The organism is Paenarthrobacter sp. FR1 (assembly GCF_051106045.1).
Taxonomy (GTDB): domain Bacteria; phylum Actinomycetota; class Actinomycetes; order Actinomycetales; family Micrococcaceae; genus Arthrobacter; species Arthrobacter nitroguajacolicus_A.
Window position 1 is genome coordinate 43,737 of record NZ_JBPFSF010000016.1, and the last position, 15,772, is coordinate 59,508.

The 15,772-nt window shown below is 62.7% G+C and carries 15 protein-coding genes; 8 read left to right on the top strand and 7 right to left on the bottom strand.

The window, feature by feature from the left end:
- Positions 1-231: 231 nt before the first annotated feature.
- The 3 genes from ACR30Z_RS21940 to ACR30Z_RS21950 form a co-directional block, all read right to left on the bottom strand.
- Entirely contained in the window at positions 232-600 is a 369-nt protein-coding gene (locus ACR30Z_RS21940; RefSeq protein ID WP_144652804.1) for a DUF3040 domain-containing protein, read from the bottom strand.
- 237 nt (positions 601-837) lie between these two features.
- Complete coding sequence (gene dinB, locus ACR30Z_RS21945; RefSeq protein WP_144652805.1) at positions 838-2,100, bottom strand: DNA polymerase IV; 1,263 nt, start codon at positions 2,098-2,100, stop codon at positions 838-840.
- A 92-nt stretch (positions 2,101-2,192) separates the two neighbouring features.
- Positions 2,193-2,393, bottom strand: a complete 201-nt coding sequence (locus tag ACR30Z_RS21950; RefSeq protein ID WP_434374597.1) for a hypothetical protein — start codon at positions 2,391-2,393, stop codon at positions 2,193-2,195.
- Here ACR30Z_RS21950 and ACR30Z_RS21955 point away from each other — a divergent pair.
- Positions 2,380-2,736 (top strand): hypothetical protein, encoded by a 357-nt coding sequence (locus ACR30Z_RS21955; RefSeq protein ID WP_434374598.1) that lies wholly within the window; start codon positions 2,380-2,382, stop codon positions 2,734-2,736. The genes ACR30Z_RS21950 and ACR30Z_RS21955 overlap by 14 nt on opposite strands.
- 14 nt (positions 2,737-2,750) lie before the next feature.
- On the top strand, positions 2,751-3,845 hold the full coding sequence (locus ACR30Z_RS21960) for a polyprenyl synthetase family protein (protein ID WP_434374599.1): 1,095 nt from the start codon (positions 2,751-2,753) through the stop codon (positions 3,843-3,845).
- Positions 3,846-3,963: 118 nt separating this feature from the next.
- Here the strand turns inward: ACR30Z_RS21960 and ACR30Z_RS21965 are convergent, their stop codons facing one another.
- A complete protein-coding gene (locus ACR30Z_RS21965; protein ID WP_144652808.1) occupies positions 3,964-4,317 on the bottom strand; it encodes an Rv2175c family DNA-binding protein in 354 nt (117 codons plus the stop codon).
- Between the two features lie 258 nt (positions 4,318-4,575).
- On the opposite strand from ACR30Z_RS21965, the gene ACR30Z_RS21970 reads away from it, so the two are divergent.
- Together ACR30Z_RS21970 and pknB are read left to right on the top strand one after the other, a co-directional pair.
- Entirely contained in the window at positions 4,576-5,916 is a 1,341-nt protein-coding gene (locus tag ACR30Z_RS21970; protein ID WP_434374600.1) for a LysM peptidoglycan-binding domain-containing protein, read from the top strand.
- A gap of 76 nt (positions 5,917-5,992) precedes the next feature.
- A complete protein-coding gene (gene pknB, locus ACR30Z_RS21975; protein WP_434374601.1) occupies positions 5,993-8,056 on the top strand; it encodes a Stk1 family PASTA domain-containing Ser/Thr kinase in 2,064 nt (687 codons plus the stop codon).
- A 64-nt stretch (positions 8,057-8,120) separates the two neighbouring features.
- Here pknB and ACR30Z_RS21980 read toward each other — a convergent pair whose 3' ends face one another.
- Both ACR30Z_RS21980 and ACR30Z_RS21985 read right to left on the bottom strand, forming a co-directional pair.
- Positions 8,121-9,524: a class II 3-deoxy-7-phosphoheptulonate synthase gene (locus ACR30Z_RS21980; protein WP_434374602.1), complete on the bottom strand. Its 1,404-nt coding sequence runs from the start codon at positions 9,522-9,524 to the stop codon at positions 8,121-8,123.
- Positions 9,525-9,590: 66 nt separating this feature from the next.
- Positions 9,591-10,382, bottom strand: a complete 792-nt coding sequence (locus tag ACR30Z_RS21985; RefSeq protein WP_434374621.1) for a lysophospholipid acyltransferase family protein — start codon at positions 10,380-10,382, stop codon at positions 9,591-9,593.
- A gap of 109 nt (positions 10,383-10,491) precedes the next feature.
- On the opposite strand from ACR30Z_RS21985, the gene ACR30Z_RS21990 reads away from it, so the two are divergent.
- Genes ACR30Z_RS21990 through ACR30Z_RS22000 form a run of 3 tightly spaced genes read left to right on the top strand, consistent with a single transcriptional unit; the run spans position 10,492 to position 12,624 of the window.
- Complete coding sequence (locus ACR30Z_RS21990; RefSeq protein WP_144652812.1) at positions 10,492-11,280, top strand: alpha/beta hydrolase; 789 nt, start codon at positions 10,492-10,494, stop codon at positions 11,278-11,280.
- Entirely contained in the window at positions 11,277-12,080 is an 804-nt protein-coding gene (locus ACR30Z_RS21995) for an alpha/beta hydrolase (protein WP_434374603.1), read from the top strand. The genes ACR30Z_RS21990 and ACR30Z_RS21995 overlap by 4 nt, the downstream gene beginning before the upstream one ends.
- Positions 12,067-12,624 carry a hypothetical protein gene (locus ACR30Z_RS22000; RefSeq protein WP_144652814.1) on the top strand — a complete coding sequence of 186 codons (558 nt, stop codon included), beginning with the start codon at positions 12,067-12,069 and terminating at the stop codon, positions 12,622-12,624. The genes ACR30Z_RS21995 and ACR30Z_RS22000 overlap by 14 nt, the downstream gene beginning before the upstream one ends.
- A 30-nt stretch (positions 12,625-12,654) precedes the next feature.
- On the opposite strand, the gene ACR30Z_RS22005 is transcribed toward ACR30Z_RS22000, so the two are convergent.
- Positions 12,655-13,713: an ROK family protein gene (locus ACR30Z_RS22005; protein ID WP_434374604.1), complete on the bottom strand. Its 1,059-nt coding sequence runs from the start codon at positions 13,711-13,713 to the stop codon at positions 12,655-12,657.
- Positions 13,714-13,901: 188 nt separating this feature from the next.
- Here ACR30Z_RS22005 and ACR30Z_RS22010 point away from each other — a divergent pair, with 188 nt between their 5' ends.
- The gene (locus ACR30Z_RS22010; RefSeq protein WP_144652816.1) at positions 13,902-15,713 is read left to right on the top strand and encodes an AMP-dependent synthetase/ligase; all 1,812 of its coding nucleotides are present in this window, start codon (positions 13,902-13,904) and stop codon (positions 15,711-15,713) included.
- Positions 15,714-15,772 lie beyond the last annotated feature (59 nt).

The following is a 15,772-nucleotide window of genomic DNA, read 5'->3' on the forward strand; positions in this document are numbered from 1 at the left end:
TGCGCGGCCAGCGGACGGTGCGACTCCGGGACCTGGGTGGCGGAAACGGGACCTGGGTGGCGGAAAGTGGAGTGAATGGTGGGAAGTGGGGTTCTGCGGCGATGGGGGGAAACTACGCTTAAACGCGAAAAGACCCGCAAGGCGGGTCTTTCGTTATCCCCTGAAGAGCTTCAGGAGCGTGACCGATTCAGGATGCTCGTCCGTTGTGCGCTACGAAACCTTCGTGGTCCGTCAATTGTCGTCGCGGCGCCGTTCGTCCCAGCGCTCTTCCAAGCTGCTCATGAAGGAACTCTTCGACTTGGCCTTACCGGGCTTTCCCTTGTTTGCCTTGCCGAACGCCGCGCCCCGCAGTGTGGCGAAATACACGCCTGCGCCCATGACAACAAACCCCAGGACGCCAACAGGTATCGCCTGCATGGACACGCCAACAAGCAGGAGGAGTATGCCGGCAATCGCGCCTAGTACGCCGATTATGACGTGCCGGGTGGACCAGCTGCGGATGGGATCCGAACCCATGGTGTTGGCAAACTTCGGATCGTCCTCATGAAGTTGCTTCTCAAGTTGCTCAAGCAGCTTCTGTTCATGCTCCGAGAGGGGCATCGCGACCTCCTTTAGTCAGCCAGCGTCTGGACAAAACGCGTCCTGTGCGTCTGTTACCAAAACGATCGGACCAAGAAAATCGTTCCCAAAATTCCCTCTGGGTTCAGTGGGCATCTCAGGGCCGACTGTTCAGGAAACAGTTTGTCCAGACGATCTAAATCTCTGTAATAAATAGAATAGTTTGTCCGAGGCCGATCTGAAAGACGCACCGGAGCCCGGCCGGGCCACCCGCAGGTGCTATTTGCCGTTCGAGGGCTTACCGGGCTCCAAAAGTCGCGCCGGAAGCAGGGTTTTGGAGCCAAACCGTTCTGATACGCGATCCAAGGCTTGCTCAGCCGCCCGCCAATTGTCGTCCCGACGATCCAGGCTCAGTTGCATGGACGTTTGGCCCGCGGGTTCCAGCTGTTCGGCCCGCACCCCCACCAATCGGACGCTCATGGATCGTGTTCCCAGGGAATCGAGGAGCTGCACGGCCACCTGGTAAATCAACTGTGCGCTGTCCACCGGGGCATGGACGGTTCGGCTCCGGGTCACCGTGGAGAAGTCGGAGTACCGCAGTTTGAGAGCCACGGTCCTGGCCAGCATGCCGGAACTCCTCAAGCGGGCAGCAGTTCGGTGGGACAACCGCAACAACTCCCGGTGCAGCAGCGCATTATCCGCAGTATCCACAGAGAACGTTTCCTCCGCACCAATACTCTTCTCCAGCCTGGTGGGGGTCACGGGCCGGGGATCGATTCCCATGGACAACCGGTGAACGTGTTCTCCGCTTGCACCCAGGACCTTCTTCAAGGACGCCAACGGAGTAGCTGCCACGTCAGCCACGGTGCGGATACCCAACCGCGCCAGCACCTCGCCCGTTTTCCCTCCGACACCCCAGAGCGCGTTGACCGGCAGGCTATGCAGATACGGGATGGTGTCCGCGGCATCGATCTGGAGGATGCCGTCGGGCTTGCATCGCGTGGAGGCGATCTTGGCCACAAACTTGGTGCCGGCGATTCCCACGGATGCCGTAATGCCAAGTTCCGACTGGACCCTCCGGCGAATGAGGTGACCGATGTCCAACGGTGAACCCAGCCTGCGAATTGCTCCACCTACGTCCAGGAAGGCTTCGTCCACGCTGAGCGGTTCCACCAAATCCGTAATGGACGCGAAAATTTCCATCAGCTGGGCCGAGACCTCGTAGTACACGGTGTGTCGAGGGTTGATGATGACGGCGGCGGGGCACCGCCTCATGGCGATCGACATCGGCATGGCGGACTTCACTCCGGTGGCGCGAGCCTCATACGAAGCGGATAGCACTACTGACCGTTCCGCCGGGAACCCTACGATTACGGGCTTTCCTCGAAGTTCTGGACGGCTGCGGAGTTCCACGGAGACAAAGAAAGCGTCCATATCCACATGAAGTATGCTGGTTCGCCTCAGTTCCCGCAGGGCGTCTCCAGCGCTGCGGGCGGGCTGATGGCCGGCACCTGGGGCGCCACCGAACGGTTCCTGCCTCACAACGGCAATACTATGCCCGACCACTGACTAAACTGGAGGCACCATTCGACTCAGCCCCAGGAAGGGTCCCCTGTGAAGCTCTTTGGAACTCCTCAAGCGCGAGGGTTTGCCCTGCTCGCAGCAACTGTCGCGGTGGCGGCCTCGGCATGCACGCCGTCGCCAAGTGGTTCGGCTGCGCCGTCCCCTACGGGTGCTTCCTCGCAGTCGTCCACTACATCGCCGGCACCTTCCAGTGCCACCCCCACACCGGAAACGACGGGCAGCACGGAGACGGCACCAGTGCCCAACGCCACGGCCACGGTCAACGCGCTCGTTCCCGGCTTCCCGGAGCAGCTCATTCCCGTCATGCCTAAGACGTCGGTCCGTTCGAGCAGCTTTGATAAGGACGCTTCCCTGGCCACAGTTGCGCTCGTTGGGACAGTTAAAGCCCCGCCGGAAGGGGTGGTGGACTACTACAAGACATCACTCGAGGCGCAGGGCTTCAAACTTGTCCCCGGGCCGGAAGCGGTGGGCAATGTCACCTCGCTTGACTTCATTCGTGGCGACGGCGAAACAGTCAATGTGTCCATCCGGCAGAAGGAGGGCGTCTCCACGTTCACCATTGGTGCCAACGTGGCGGCCGGGTCCGTCAAGTGACGGCCTCTTCCCACGTGACTGCGACATCCCGAATAGCATCCGAGCAGATGCTGTTCATCGACGGCGTGTCCGGCAAGCTGGGTGGCTTCCTGGCAGATCAACGCGACATGATGGCCACAGTTTCTCCTGACGTCGAGCCGCTCATCGGTTCCATTTCGAACCTGGTCACGGGCGGCAAACGCCTGCGGGCGCTGATGTGCTACTGGGGTTGGCGTGGAGCTGGTGGCGTCGCTGACGACGAAGACATTGTCACGGCGGGCTGCGCGCTCGAGCTCTTCCAGGCAGCTGCCCTGATCCACGACGACATCATTGACCGCTCCGATACCCGTCGCGGCGGTCCCAGCGTACACAAACGGTTCAGCCAGCTCCATGAGCTGAATGGGTGGGCGCTGGACAGTGGACGGTTCGGAGACGCGGCGGCGATCTTGACCGGAGACCTGTGCCTGTCCTTCAGCGAGGAATCCTTTACCGAGATCGGCCCGAGGGCAGCCTCCGGAAGTACCGCGCGCCGTATCTTCAACGTGATGCGGGCCGAGGTAATGGCCGGCCAATATCTCGACATCCTTGAAGAAGTCGCAGGACCGGTTCGTGACCGGGCTGGATCGGTGGACCGCGCAAAGTCGATCATCCGGTATAAATCCGCGAAATATTCCATGGAGCACCCGCTGGCTTTGGGCGGGGCGCTGGCAGGTGCACCGGCGGACCTGCTGGAGGCCTACTCGGAGTTCTCGTTGCCCCTTGGCGAGGCATTCCAGCTGCGGGACGATGTCCTGGGTGTCTTCGGCGATCCCGAAACCACCGGCAAGCCAGCCGGTGACGATCTCCGTGAAGGCAAACGCACTGTCCTTGTGGGCTTTGCCATCAACCAAGCGGTTGCAGCCGAGGCGGATTACGTCGACCGTATGCTGGGCAATCCCGACCTGGGGCCCGACGACGTGGCCAGTATCCGCAGCATCATTGTTCAGTGCGGGGCTTTGGACGCCACGGAATCTCTCATTGCGGATCTAAGCAACAAGGCGTTCGAAGCCTTGGAACGGCTGCCCCTGCAGGAAGTGCCCTTGATGGCCCTGCGCCAATTGGCGGAAGCTGCCGTGAGCCGCGCCTCCTGATCCAGACGACGCATTATGGGCGCGGGCCCGGATGGAACATGACCTGACGAAGACGACGACGGTGAGAACCGTCGTCGTCTGCGTTTTTTGTCCGGCCTCCCGCTTTGAGGAGGCGCTGTTACCAGGCCAGGGACTGGGCGCGACGCCTGATTTCCGTCTTTCGCCCCTCGCGCAGGGCATCGATGGGGCGCCCTCGCAATGAATCGTCAGGAGTGAAAAGCCAGATAATCAGTTCTTCGTCGGTATAACCGGCGTCGCTGAGAACCGCAACGGTTCCCTTTAGGCTGTCCACGACGTGCCCATCCTGGATAAAGAGGGCAGGGATGGAGCGGATATTCCGCTCTCCCTGCCTGATGGCGACCAGCGCACGCTCGTCCAGAAGTCCGTGGACTTTGGTGATGGAAACTTCCAACAGTTCGGCAACATCCGGCAGCGGCAGCCAGTCGGAAACAAGGCTTTCTACATTACTCACGGAACAAGGTTGCCACGCCGCCCCACCCGGCGCCTAGCCGGAGTCCGACGCCGGTAGTTGACGACCGCTGCCAGGGCACCATTTCATTCCCAGAATTTGGTGCCAATAATCCCCTACCGCCGGAATTCTTGTGCCGATTCATTAAGTGTGAGAGATTCACACTGATCACACTTGCACCATTGATAACATCAGTAACATTGGTAACACTGACAACAGCGCTAACAATCACTCCCCGCTGTTCGAGATGAGGACACTTTCATGACGACGCCCCGCCCGCCGAAACGAACCATGAGCATGCCGGTCATCGCGGCGACCACGGCTGCGCTTCCCGCTGTGGTTTTGTCCTCGCTTGCCCTGGCCCAACCGACCATGGCCGCGCCTGCGCCCCAGCCCCGCAAGATTCCGGCCACACTTGCAGCCGCCATGCAGGCTCAGGCAGTCAACGCCGGTACTGTTATCCCCGCCCAGTCGGTTGCAACCACTCTTCCGGCCGCCCTTCGCCCCATGGCTCCGTCAGCGCCGGACACCTACACAATTGTTCGCGGCGACACCATCAGCGCAATCGCGCGTCGATTCAACTTGGACACTTCGGCAGTCCTTCAGCTCAACAAGCTCACGGCCACCACGTTGATCTATCCGGGACAGACCATCAAGCTCACCGGTACGGCGACGCCCGCCCCGGCCCAGCCGTCGGCTCCCGCAGCTCCCGCTGCGCCCAGCAACGCGACTGTCTACACGGTGGTGTCCGGTGACACGCTGGGAGCCATCGCCGCAAAGCATGGGGTCCCTCTGTCCAGCGTCTTCAGCTGGAACGGCCTCAACGGAAGCTCCATCATTTATCCTGGCCAAAAGATCAAGGTCAGTGGCGGATCCGCACCGTCAGCGCCGGCAACTTCGACGCCTGCCCCCGCACCTGCACCAGCTCCCCTGGCCAGCACCGGTTCGTACAGCATCAAAGCCGGTGACACCCTCAGCTCCATCGCCTCCCGCCACGGCGTTTCCCTGGCCGCCCTGATGTCGGCGAACAAGGTGACAGCAACCACCGTCATCTACCCGGGCCAGAAGCTGACCATCCCCGGCGCGAGCCTGCAGCCGGCCGGTGACACCAAGCCGCTGGTGCCCAGCACGTTCCTTGGCTTCACCTACCCGGCCGCCGTTGTCAGCTCAGCCAATGAAAACAAGGCTCTGCTGAACGCGTCCCCGGTTCCGAGCCGGGCCGAAATGAAGAGCATCGTGGCCGATACTGCCCGTCGCATGGGCGTCAGCCCCTCGCTGGCGCTGGCCTTCGCCGAGCAGGAATCCGGTTTTGACCAGCGTGCTGTCTCGCCGGCCAACGCCATCGGCACCATGCAGGTCATTCCCTCGTCAGGCCAGTGGGCCTCGGATTTGGTGGGTCGAAAGCTCAACCTGCTGGATCCTTATGACAATGCCACTGCGGGCGTCGCCATCATCCGTGCCTTGATCGCCACCAGCAAGGATCTGGACACCGCGATCGCCGGCTACTACCAAGGCCAGTACTCGGTCAGCAAGTACGGCATGTACGACGACACGAAGCGTTACGTCGAATCGATCAAGGCCCGCCAGCGCACCTTTGGCTAAGCCTTTTTGCAGCACCTCGGAAGGGGCCCGCATCCCGCGTGGATTCGGGCCCCTTCCCTGCCTCGTTTAGGATCGTATGGTGCAAGAGCCAACGCAGGACCACCTCATCGGAACCATTGTGGACGGGCGCTATATGGTCCGTTCACGCCTCGCGAGGGGTGGAATGTCCACCGTATACCTGGCCACGGACCAGCGCCTCGAGCGCGACGTGGCCCTCAAAGTCCTGCACCCGCACCTGGCCAACGATCCCACCTTTCTGGAACGGCTCAGCCGCGAGGCAAAGGCTGCCGCAAGCCTCTCTCACCCCCATATCGTCGGTGTGCTGGACCAGGGCGAAGATGGACACATTGCCTACTTGGTCATGGAGTACGTCAAGGGACATACTCTTCGTGACGTCCTGACCGAACAAGGCGCGTTGCCGCCCCGACTCGCGCTGGCACTGATCGATCCCGTCATTGAGGGTTTGGCCGCCGCCCACGGCTCCGGCCTGATTCACCGCGACATCAAACCCGAGAACGTCCTTATTGCCGACGACGGTCGCATCAAGGTGGGTGACTTCGGACTGGCCCGGGCTGTCTCAGCAAATACCAGCACCGGCGCCCTGATTGGTACCGTTGCTTACTTGGCCCCTGAGTTGGTCCTCGGCCAAGCGGCGGACGCGCGCAGCGATATCTATTCGGCGGGCATCATGCTCTACGAAATGTTGACCGGGAAGCAGCCCTACGCGGGTGAAACTCCCATCCAAGTGGCGTACCAGCACGTCAATGCAGTGGTGGGACGCCCTTCGGACGCCGCTCCCGGCTTGGCCGAAGACCTCGACGAGCTGGTGCAATGGTGCACGGCGGCCGACGCCGAGAACAGGCCGGTGGATGGGACAGCTCTTCTGACCGAACTCCGCCACATTCGGACGACGCTGACTGACGAGCAGTTGGATCACCGGCAGGGGCCGGCTCCCCTGCCGTTCCCCCCTGCTGCAACAACAACGTTGGGCAGCACGGCCGGTAACCCCACTGAAGCTCTGCCCACCACAGTGTCACCCACGGAATTCATTTCCCCCCAAAGCAACCCCACCACCATCATGGCCGCGAATGGTCCCTCCCGTTCGCTGGCCAAGGGCTCCATGGCCGGTGCGGACATGGACCAAGACTTGCGCCAGCCAGGCAAGCGTGAGCTGAAAAGGCTCGAGCGGCAACAGGCCAAGGACAGGGCCCGGGCGGCTGCCACACCTGTTCGCCCGCTCCGGGAAGGCAATCCCGGTCGCCGGGGCGTCATCTGGACCATCGTGATCGTCATCCTGGCACTGCTCGCAGGTTCTGCGGGGTGGTTCTTCGGCATGGGGCCGGGTTCGCCGGGGACGGTGCCCGATGTCAAGAACAAGACCGTCGCGGAGGCGCAGCAGCTGCTCCGCACCGCCGGATTCCAGTCCGAGCCGCGGGATGTCTTCGACGACGATATCCTGGCCGGGCTTGCTGTCGGGACGGAGCCGGAGTCCGGGGCCCAGGTGCGGAAGTTTCAGCCGATCACCCTCTTCGTTTCCAAGGGGGCACAGCTGTTCGCTTTGCCCACGTTGACCGGTGGCACGCTGGCCGAGGCCAAGACCGCTCTCAACGCAGCGGAGATGGCCCTCGGCAACGTCACGGAAGCATTCGACGAGAAAGTGCCTGCCGGCGTCGTCATCTCGCAGGACCCAGCCAAGGGCACCGAGGTAAGGCACGGCACCCCTGTGGCCCTGGTGGTCTCCAGGGGCCCTCAACCGATACCTGTTCCCGATGTGCGCGGCTTGGCACAGGACGCAGCCGCCAAGGCGCTGCAGGACGTCGGCCTGAAGGCCGTCATCGCTCCGGAGACCGTGAACGACAAGACGGTACCCAAGGGCGCCATCGTGTCCCAGGCCCCAGCGAATGGCACGCTCATCAGGGGCGAAGCGGTGACACTGACAGTCTCGAAGGGCCCCAAGATGGTCAAGGTCCCCAGTTTCGTCGGCAAGCAGGCAAAGGATGCCCGCAAGCAACTGGAAGATCTGGGCTTTGAGGTCAAAGTCAACGAAATTCTCGGCGGCTTCTTCGGAACGGTTCGGGACCAGAACCCGGTGAACACCGACGTCCCGGAAGGCTCCCTCATCACCTTGACCGTGGTCTAGCAGACACGGAACAACAAAAGGCGCGGTCCGGATTCATCCGGACCGCGCCTTTTGTTGTCAGCCATTAGCGCTTGGACAGGGCTCCTGCTACCAGGAATGCCATCTCCAGCGACTGCATGTGGTTGAGGCGGGGATCGCAGACTGATTCGTAGCGGTCCAGGAAAGCGTCCTGGTCGATCGGATCAGCGCCACCCAGGCACTCTGCGACGTCGTCGCCCGTCATTTCGACATGCAGGCCACCGGGAACAGTGCCCAAGGAGTGGTGCACTTCGAAGAAGCCGCGGACTTCATCGATGACGTCATCGAAGTTTCGGGTCTTGTAGCCGTTGGGCGAGGTCACCGTGTTGCCATGCATTGGGTCAGTTACCCACAGCACTTGGGCGCCGGAGGCAGTGACACGTTCGACGACGGTCGGCAGCTTTTCGCGGATGTTCTTGGCACCCATGCGGGTGATGAAGGTGAGACGACCCGGTTCCCGGTTGGGATCCAGTTTGTCGATCAGGCGCAGTGCGTCATCCCCGCTGGTGGTGGGGCCGAGCTTGACGCCGATGGGGTTCCGGACGCGGGACAGGAAGTCCACGTGGGCGTGGTCGAGTTCACGGGTCCGCTCACCGATCCACAGGAAGTGCGCGGACGTGTCGTAGGGCAAGCCCGTCCGGGAATCGATGCGGGTCAGGGCGCGCTCGTAATCAAGCAGCAGGGCCTCATGGCTGGCAAAGAACTCAACGCGCTTGAGTGCCTCGAAGTCCGCGCCACAGGAGTCCATGAAGCTGATGGCGCGGTCGATGTCACGTGCCAACGACTCGTAGCGGGCGTGTGCCGGGTTCTCCGTAAAGCCCTTGTTCCACTGGTGGACCAGGCGAAGGTCGGCAAAACCACCCTGGGTGAAGGCCCGGATGAGGTTCAGCGTGGAAGCGGAGGTGTGGTAGGCCTGCAGCATCCGGCCAGCGTCGTGTGCCCGGGACTCCGGAGTGAAGTCGTAGCCGTTGACGATGTCGCCGCGGTAGGCGGGAAGGGTCACGCCATCACGGGTTTCGTCATTGGACGAACGCGGCTTGGCGAATTGGCCGGCCATGCGCCCCATCTTGATGACGGGCATCGCGGCGCCGTACGTGAGTACCACGGCCATTTGCAGGATCGTCTTAACTCGCGCGCTGATCTTGTCAGCGGTGGCGGCCTCGAAGGTTTCTGCGCAATCGCCACCCTGCAGAAGGAAGGCTTTGCCTTGGGCGGCAGCCGCGAGGCGCTCACGAAGGACATCCACTTCCCCGGCGAACACCAACGGCGGCACCACGGAAAGTTCCTTGACGGAAGCCTTGAAGACATCGGCGTTGGACCACGTGGGCTGCTGGGAAATCGGCAGGTCCCGCCAGGCGTCGAGCCCGGGATAGTTCGCTGCTCCGCTCTGGGCGGTGCTGGCGAGGGGATCTGCTATGGGGGTTGCGGTGTTCGCGGTTAGCTCAGTCACCCTTCAAGAGTAGTAGCCTCCGGCAAGGTTGCGGGACTGCAGCCGTAACTGATGCTGCCGCCCGCGTCACAGTTTCTCCGGTGATCCGGTCCCGTCCTCGCGGGGTTCGTCCCTGTCCTCTGCAATGTCCACCGCGGCGTCTTCTGCAACCTCGAGCTTATGGACCGGCTCGGGGCCTTTACCGGCCAACTGGGCCTTGACCACGGCCGCATACTCATCCACGTATTCCTGGCCGGACAGGCGCATCAGTTCGTACATGATTTCGTCGGTGACCGCCCTCTGGATCAGGCGGTCGTCCTCCATGCCGTAATAGCGGCTGAAGTCCAATGGTTGCCCAAAAATGATGCCAATGCGGCGAATGCTTGGAAGCCTCTTGCCGATGGGTTGAACCTTCTCAGTTCCAATCATGGCTACCGGAACCACCGGGACACGCGTCTGCAGGGCCAGCCTGGCGACGCCCACCTTGCCGCGGTAAAGCCTGGCATCCGGGCTGCGGGTACCTTCGGGGTAGATTCCCAGCAGGCCCCCGGACGTCAGGACGTCCTTGCCCGCCTGCAGCGACATCTCCGAGGCCGCGCCACCGGAACGGTCCATGGGCAGCTGGTTGCTCAGACGGAAAAACAGCGCCGTAAGCCGCCCCTTGAATCCCTTTCCGGTGAAGTACTCGGATTTGGCAAGGAAAATCACCGGCCGGTGGACCATGAGCGGAAGGAAGATGGAGTCCGAGAACGACAGGTGGTTGGACGCCAGGATGGCTGCACCGCTTTCCGGGACGTTGTCCAGGCCCTTGACCCAAGGCCGGAACAGGAGCTTGAGGATGGGACCTAGAAAGATCCGCTTCATGACCCAATAGAACACGTTTGTCCTCTCACGGCCGACGGCTGGCATGCCTCCGCCAACCCGGCGGGCATTCAACAGCAACCCTACTCCAGTGAGAAATCTCCGGAACAGTGACACGATGGGACGCATGACGGATCGACACTCACAAGCCGCGCCGCTGGCCTTCCACCACGCAGGGCATGGCCCCAACGCCTCCATCGGCGTGGCCATCTGCCACGGGTTCACGGGAAGTCCGCTCAGCATACTCCCCTGGGCCGAGTACTTGGCAGGGCAGGGCTTCGCCGTTTCTGTTCCCCTGCTCCCCGGCCATGGCACCAGCTGGCAGGACCTCTCAACCACCCGCTGGCAGGACTGGTACCGGACCTTTGAACAGAGCTACCTGGACCTTGCCGAGCAGACTGAGACCTGCTTCGTGGCCGGACTGTCCATGGGCGGGGCCGTGGCACTCCGGGTGGCGTCACTCCACGATGTGCCCGGGCTGGTCTTGGTCAACCCGGGCCTGAGTTTCTACGACCGCAGGGTGAAGTACGTGGGCGCCCTGAAATACGTCATGCCGACCACCACTCCCATAGTGGAAGACAACCCTGCCCCGCTCACCGATGAGACCGGCGACTACTCCAAAACACCGCTGAAGTCGGTGCATGAGCTCAAAAAGCTCTTCCGGGCGGCTACGCGTGGGTTGCCCAGGGTGCAGGCCCCGGCCTTGGTCTTCAAGTCAGCGGTGGACGGTGTCATCCCGCCCAGCTCAGTGGCCACCATCAGCAGGCACCTTGCTTCGTCCCGCTTGAAGGTTGTCACCCTTCCACACAGCGGCCATGTGGCCACCCTTGATGTTGACGGCCCCACCATCTTCGAAGAATCAGCTGCGTTTTTCCGTCAGCACGCCGGCGACAGAGTAGCCTCAGAATCATCATGAAAATGCTTCCGGATTTCTCGCCGTTCCTCAGCAGCTGGAGCGGAACTGGACCGCGCGTCGGTGTGGTCATGTCCCACGGGTTCACCGGAAGCCCGCACAGCGTCAGGCCGTGGGCTGAACACCTGGCAGCGGCCGGGTGCGCCGTTCGGCTGCCGCTGCTGCCCGGCCACGGCACCACCTGGCAGGACATGGCGACACGCTCGTGGCGGGAGTGGCACCGTGCTGTGGATGACGCCTATCTTGAGCTTGCCAATGAATGCGACTACGTCTTCGCGGCCGGCTTGTCCATGGGAGGCACCTTGGCGTTGCGGATTGCAGCCACCCGCCCCGTGGCAGGAACGGTGGTGGTCAACCCCGGACTGGTGCTCGATGACCCCCGCGCCGTCATCGTTGCCGCGCTCAAGTATGTAGTGAAGACAACTCCCGCCATTGCCAACGACATTCTCAAACCGGATCAGGACGAGGGTGCCTACGCACGGACACCTGTTGCGGCGGCACACCAGCTGAAGAAGATGTATAAGGACACGGCCAGCCTCCTCCCCCGCATCAGCTCTCCTGTCCTGGTCTACAAATCCACCGTCGACAACGTCATATCGAACGCCAGCCTCGAATTTCTCCGTTCCCGCGTGCAGGCATCTGTGGACATCAACTACCTTCACAACAGCCGCCATGTTGCCACCCTCGACAACGACGCACCGGAAATTTTCGCCGGCACGGCCGACTTCATCCACAAGACCGTAGCGGCCCTGGCCGAACACGGGCCCTCCCCCGAAAAGGACACAGCCCATGAACAGGCCTGACCCCAATTCCGCCGATCAAAGCGCCAACAAGGACGACGACGCCGTATGGCAGGATCTGGTGGCCCGACTGGAAGCAACGGAGTCATCCACGGCAGGGGACGTCCCGGCATCCGATCCTGCCGGGCCCGATGCCCCAAAAGCCCCGAATGCACCCCGGGAATCCGGCAAGACATTCAGGGACTTCGACCCTCTGGGCTTGTCCACCCCTGCCGCGGAGCCAGCGGATGACGCGGCAGCTGTCCCGGCTGTATCCGAAGCCAGGGGCCGCCCGCTGGGCCCCCGGGATTTCGAAGTCGACGATGCTGAAGATGCGTTCGTCCCTGAGGACCCTCCGAGCCTTGTGGGAACTGAACCACTGATCATGCTGGCATGGGTTGGAGCCGTGGGCGGACCCATCGCGCTGCTCTTCACTGCTATGTTCTGGCGGTCGGCGCCGCTCGCGGCGATCCTGGGGATCGTTGCCGCCTTCGTGGCGTCCGTGGTCTACCTCATCATGCGGCTTCCGCAGGAAAAGAATGAGGACGACGACGGCGCCCGCATCTAGCTGCCGACGTCGGCTTTCAGGCAGCGCGGCTTAGCTGTGGGCCCTGCCGCTGACCCGCGAAAGGTCGGCGGCACCGATCATTCCGGCCCGGGGTCCCAGCGCCGCAAGTTCGATCCTGGCCATGGGACGGAAACCACGGCCCGTCAGGTTCTTGGCGAACGAATCGCGTGCCGGCCCTGCCAGCAGCTCACCGGCATCGCACAGGCCCCCGCCAATAACGAACATCCCAGGGTCCAGGGCGGCGGCCAGATTGGCCAGGCCAAGGCCAAGCCATTCTCCTTGATCCGCCAGGAGTTCCCTCGACGTCGCATCGCCATCGAGCGCCAACGCCGTCACGGCGGCCCCGGTGATGCTGTCCGCAGTCCCACCGGCCTTCTCCAAGAGAGCCATGCCATCCGGAGAGTTGGTTCGCACAAGCTGCCGGGCTTCGCGCCCCAAGGCGTTGCCTGAGGCGTACTGTTCCCAGCAGCCACGGTTGCCGCACTCGCAGCGGTGCCCCCCTGGGAAGATGATCTGGTGCCCGAATTCTCCGGCCACGCCGTAGCGTCCGCGTTCCACCCTTCCGTCCATCACCATGGCACCACCAATTCCGGTGCCCAGGGTGATGCAGACAAGGCGGCTCTCACCTTGGCCTGCGCCGAAGCGCCACTCGGCCCAGGCGGCGGCGTCGGCGTCGTTCGTCAGGAGGACGGGACGCCTCAGCAGCTTCTGGAGGCTCTCCCTCAGAGGCTCGTTGCGCCAGGCAAGATGCGGGCTGAACAGAACCGTGCCGCCGTCAAGGTCCATCCATCCCGCCGCGCCGATCCCGACAGATGCAATTCGATGGTCCGCGCTCAGCTCATCCACCAGTTCCACGATGGTCTGCTCCACCGCCCGGGGGTCTGCACCGGGCGTGGACCTGCGGGCCTCGGCGAGGACGCGACCCTCAGCGTCCACCACGCCGGCAGCCACCTTCGTCCCGCCGATGTCGATGCCGATCGCCAAGCCTCGTCGGCCAAGGTGGCTACGGCGGGCCGCCCAGGGCACGTCCTTCCACGCTGTGGCCGGCGGCCTGAGTCGGGCGCGGAAACTGGACCTTGGTGCGGGCATCCCACCATCCTATTCCGCGCGGTTGCCGCCAGCGGGCAACCGAGCCCCGGATGGCCCCCAAGTTGCTTGAAATGACGGCACATCCGTAAAGTTACTCGCCAGTAGGTGAAATAGAACACACCTCCGCGAGCGGGCATACTAGAGTGAAAGCAGCCCTCTCGTGGCCCGTGGATATCAAAGGAGCTACCGTGCGTGAAATCAGTGTTCCTCCCCTCGTGAACATCGCCCCGGAAACCAACATCACGGACCTCGTGATCCGAGAAGCGGAAAAGGCATCCAACCCTGCACTCTTTGCCAAGTTGGACGGCAGTGGACAGTGGCAGGACATCCGTGCCAAAGACTTCCTCGCCGATGTGCGCGCCCTGGCCAAGGGCCTCATCGCCAGCGGAGTGGGCCAAGGCGATCGGGTTGGAATCATGTCCCGAACCAGGTACGAATGGTCCTTGGTGGACTTCGCCATCTGGTTCGCAGGAGCCGTCTCCGTTCCGATCTACGAAACATCTTCGCCGTCGCAGGTGGCATGGAACCTGGGTGACTCCGGAGCAGTGGCAGCCTTTGGCGAAGCTGCGCACCACGAGGATGTGATTCGCCAGGCCGTTGCCGCCGAGGACATCAGTTCAGTGGCAAACGTGTGGCAGCTTGAGGGATCCGGACTGGATGCCTTGCGCGCCGCAGGCGCCGGGGTCCCCGACGACGAACTCGAGTCCCGCCGTTCCTCGGCAGGCCTGGCCGACGTCGCCACGATCATTTACACCTCCGGCACCACGGGCAGGCCGAAGGGCTGTGAACTGACCCACGGCAACTTCGTGGAACTCTCGGAGAATGCCCGCGCTTCCTTGCCGGAGATCATCAACGAGTCCGCAAAGACCATCATGTTCCTCCCGCTGGCCCACGTGTTCGCACGATTTATCTCCGTGCTTGCAGTGGCCGGCGGCGTCAAGGTAGCCCATACCCCGGATATCAAGAACCTCCTGGCCGACCTCCAGAGCTTCCAGCCGACGTTCATCCTTGCCGTACCCCGAGTATTCGAGAAGGTCTACAACTCGGCGTTGACCAAGGCAGAGGACGGAGGCAAGGGAGCCATCTTCCACCGGGCCGTGGACACTGCGATCGCCTATTCCAAGGCCCGCCAGTCAGGTTCCCTGGGCCTTGGGCTGAAAATCAAGCACGCCGTCTTCGACAAGTTGGTCTACGGGAAGCTCCGGGCCGCCATGGGCGGCCACGTCGCGCACGCAGTCTCCGGCGGTGGCCCCCTGGGTGAACGGCTCGGCCACTTTTTCCAGGGCATCGGGCTCCAGATCCTGGAGGGCTACGGCCTGACCGAAACCACGGCACCGATTTCCGTCAACACCCCGTCAATGATTCGTATCGGCACGGTGGGAGCGCCCTTGCCAGGCAACTCCGTCAAGATTGCCGACGACGGCGAAATCCTCGCCAAGGGTGTCTGCGTCATGCGCGGCTACTACAAGCGGGACGACCTCATGGAAGAAACGTTCACCGATGGCTGGTTCCGCACCGGTGATATTGGCGAGCTGGACAGCAACGGCTTCCTGAAGATCACCGGTCGCAAGAAGGAAATCATCGTCACTGCAGGCGGAAAGAACGTGGTTCCGGCGCTGCTGGAGGACCAGATCCGCGCCGACGCCCTTGTTTCCCAGGTCCTGGTGGTCGGTGACAACCGACCCTTCATCGGCGCACTCGTCACATTGGACGAAGAAGCACTGCCCGGGTGGTTGGATCGCCACGGACTCCCGTCAAGCACCACGTTGGCCGAGGCCACCGCCCATCCAGTGGTGAAGGCCGCGGTCCAGGAGCTCATCAGCAAGGCCAACCAGTCTGTGTCGCAAGCCGAGGCCATCAAGTCTTTCCGAATTGTGCCAGCCGACTTCACGGAGGCTTCCGGCCACCTCACGCCGTCCCTCAAGGTCAAGCGCGCCCAAGTCATGAAGGACTTCGATGCCGTGATCGAGGAAATGTACTCGGCACCCCGCGCGTCCTAGACCCTAACAAAAGACCCAGGAAAGACGGGTCATTCAAGGCTGAACAGAAAAGTGCCCCG

Excerpts from the sequence above, each read along its gene's own strand:
- pknB (WP_434374601.1), top strand. The coding sequence starts at position 5,993 with ATGGTGCAAGAGCCAACGCAGGACCACCTCATCGGAACCATTGTGGAC.
- ACR30Z_RS21970 (WP_434374600.1), top strand. The coding sequence starts at position 4,576 with ATGACGACGCCCCGCCCGCCGAAACGAACCATGAGCATGCCGGTCATC.
- ACR30Z_RS21940 (WP_144652804.1), bottom strand. The coding sequence starts at position 600 with ATGCCCCTCTCGGAGCATGAACAGAAGCTGCTTGAGCAACTTGAGAAG.
- ACR30Z_RS21995 (WP_434374603.1), top strand. The coding sequence starts at position 11,277 with ATGAAAATGCTTCCGGATTTCTCGCCGTTCCTCAGCAGCTGGAGCGGA.
- ACR30Z_RS22000 (WP_144652814.1), top strand. The coding sequence starts at position 12,067 with ATGAACAGGCCTGACCCCAATTCCGCCGATCAAAGCGCCAACAAGGAC.
- ACR30Z_RS22005 (WP_434374604.1), bottom strand. The coding sequence starts at position 13,713 with ATGCCCGCACCAAGGTCCAGTTTCCGCGCCCGACTCAGGCCGCCGGCC.
- ACR30Z_RS21990 (WP_144652812.1), top strand. The coding sequence starts at position 10,492 with ATGACGGATCGACACTCACAAGCCGCGCCGCTGGCCTTCCACCACGCA.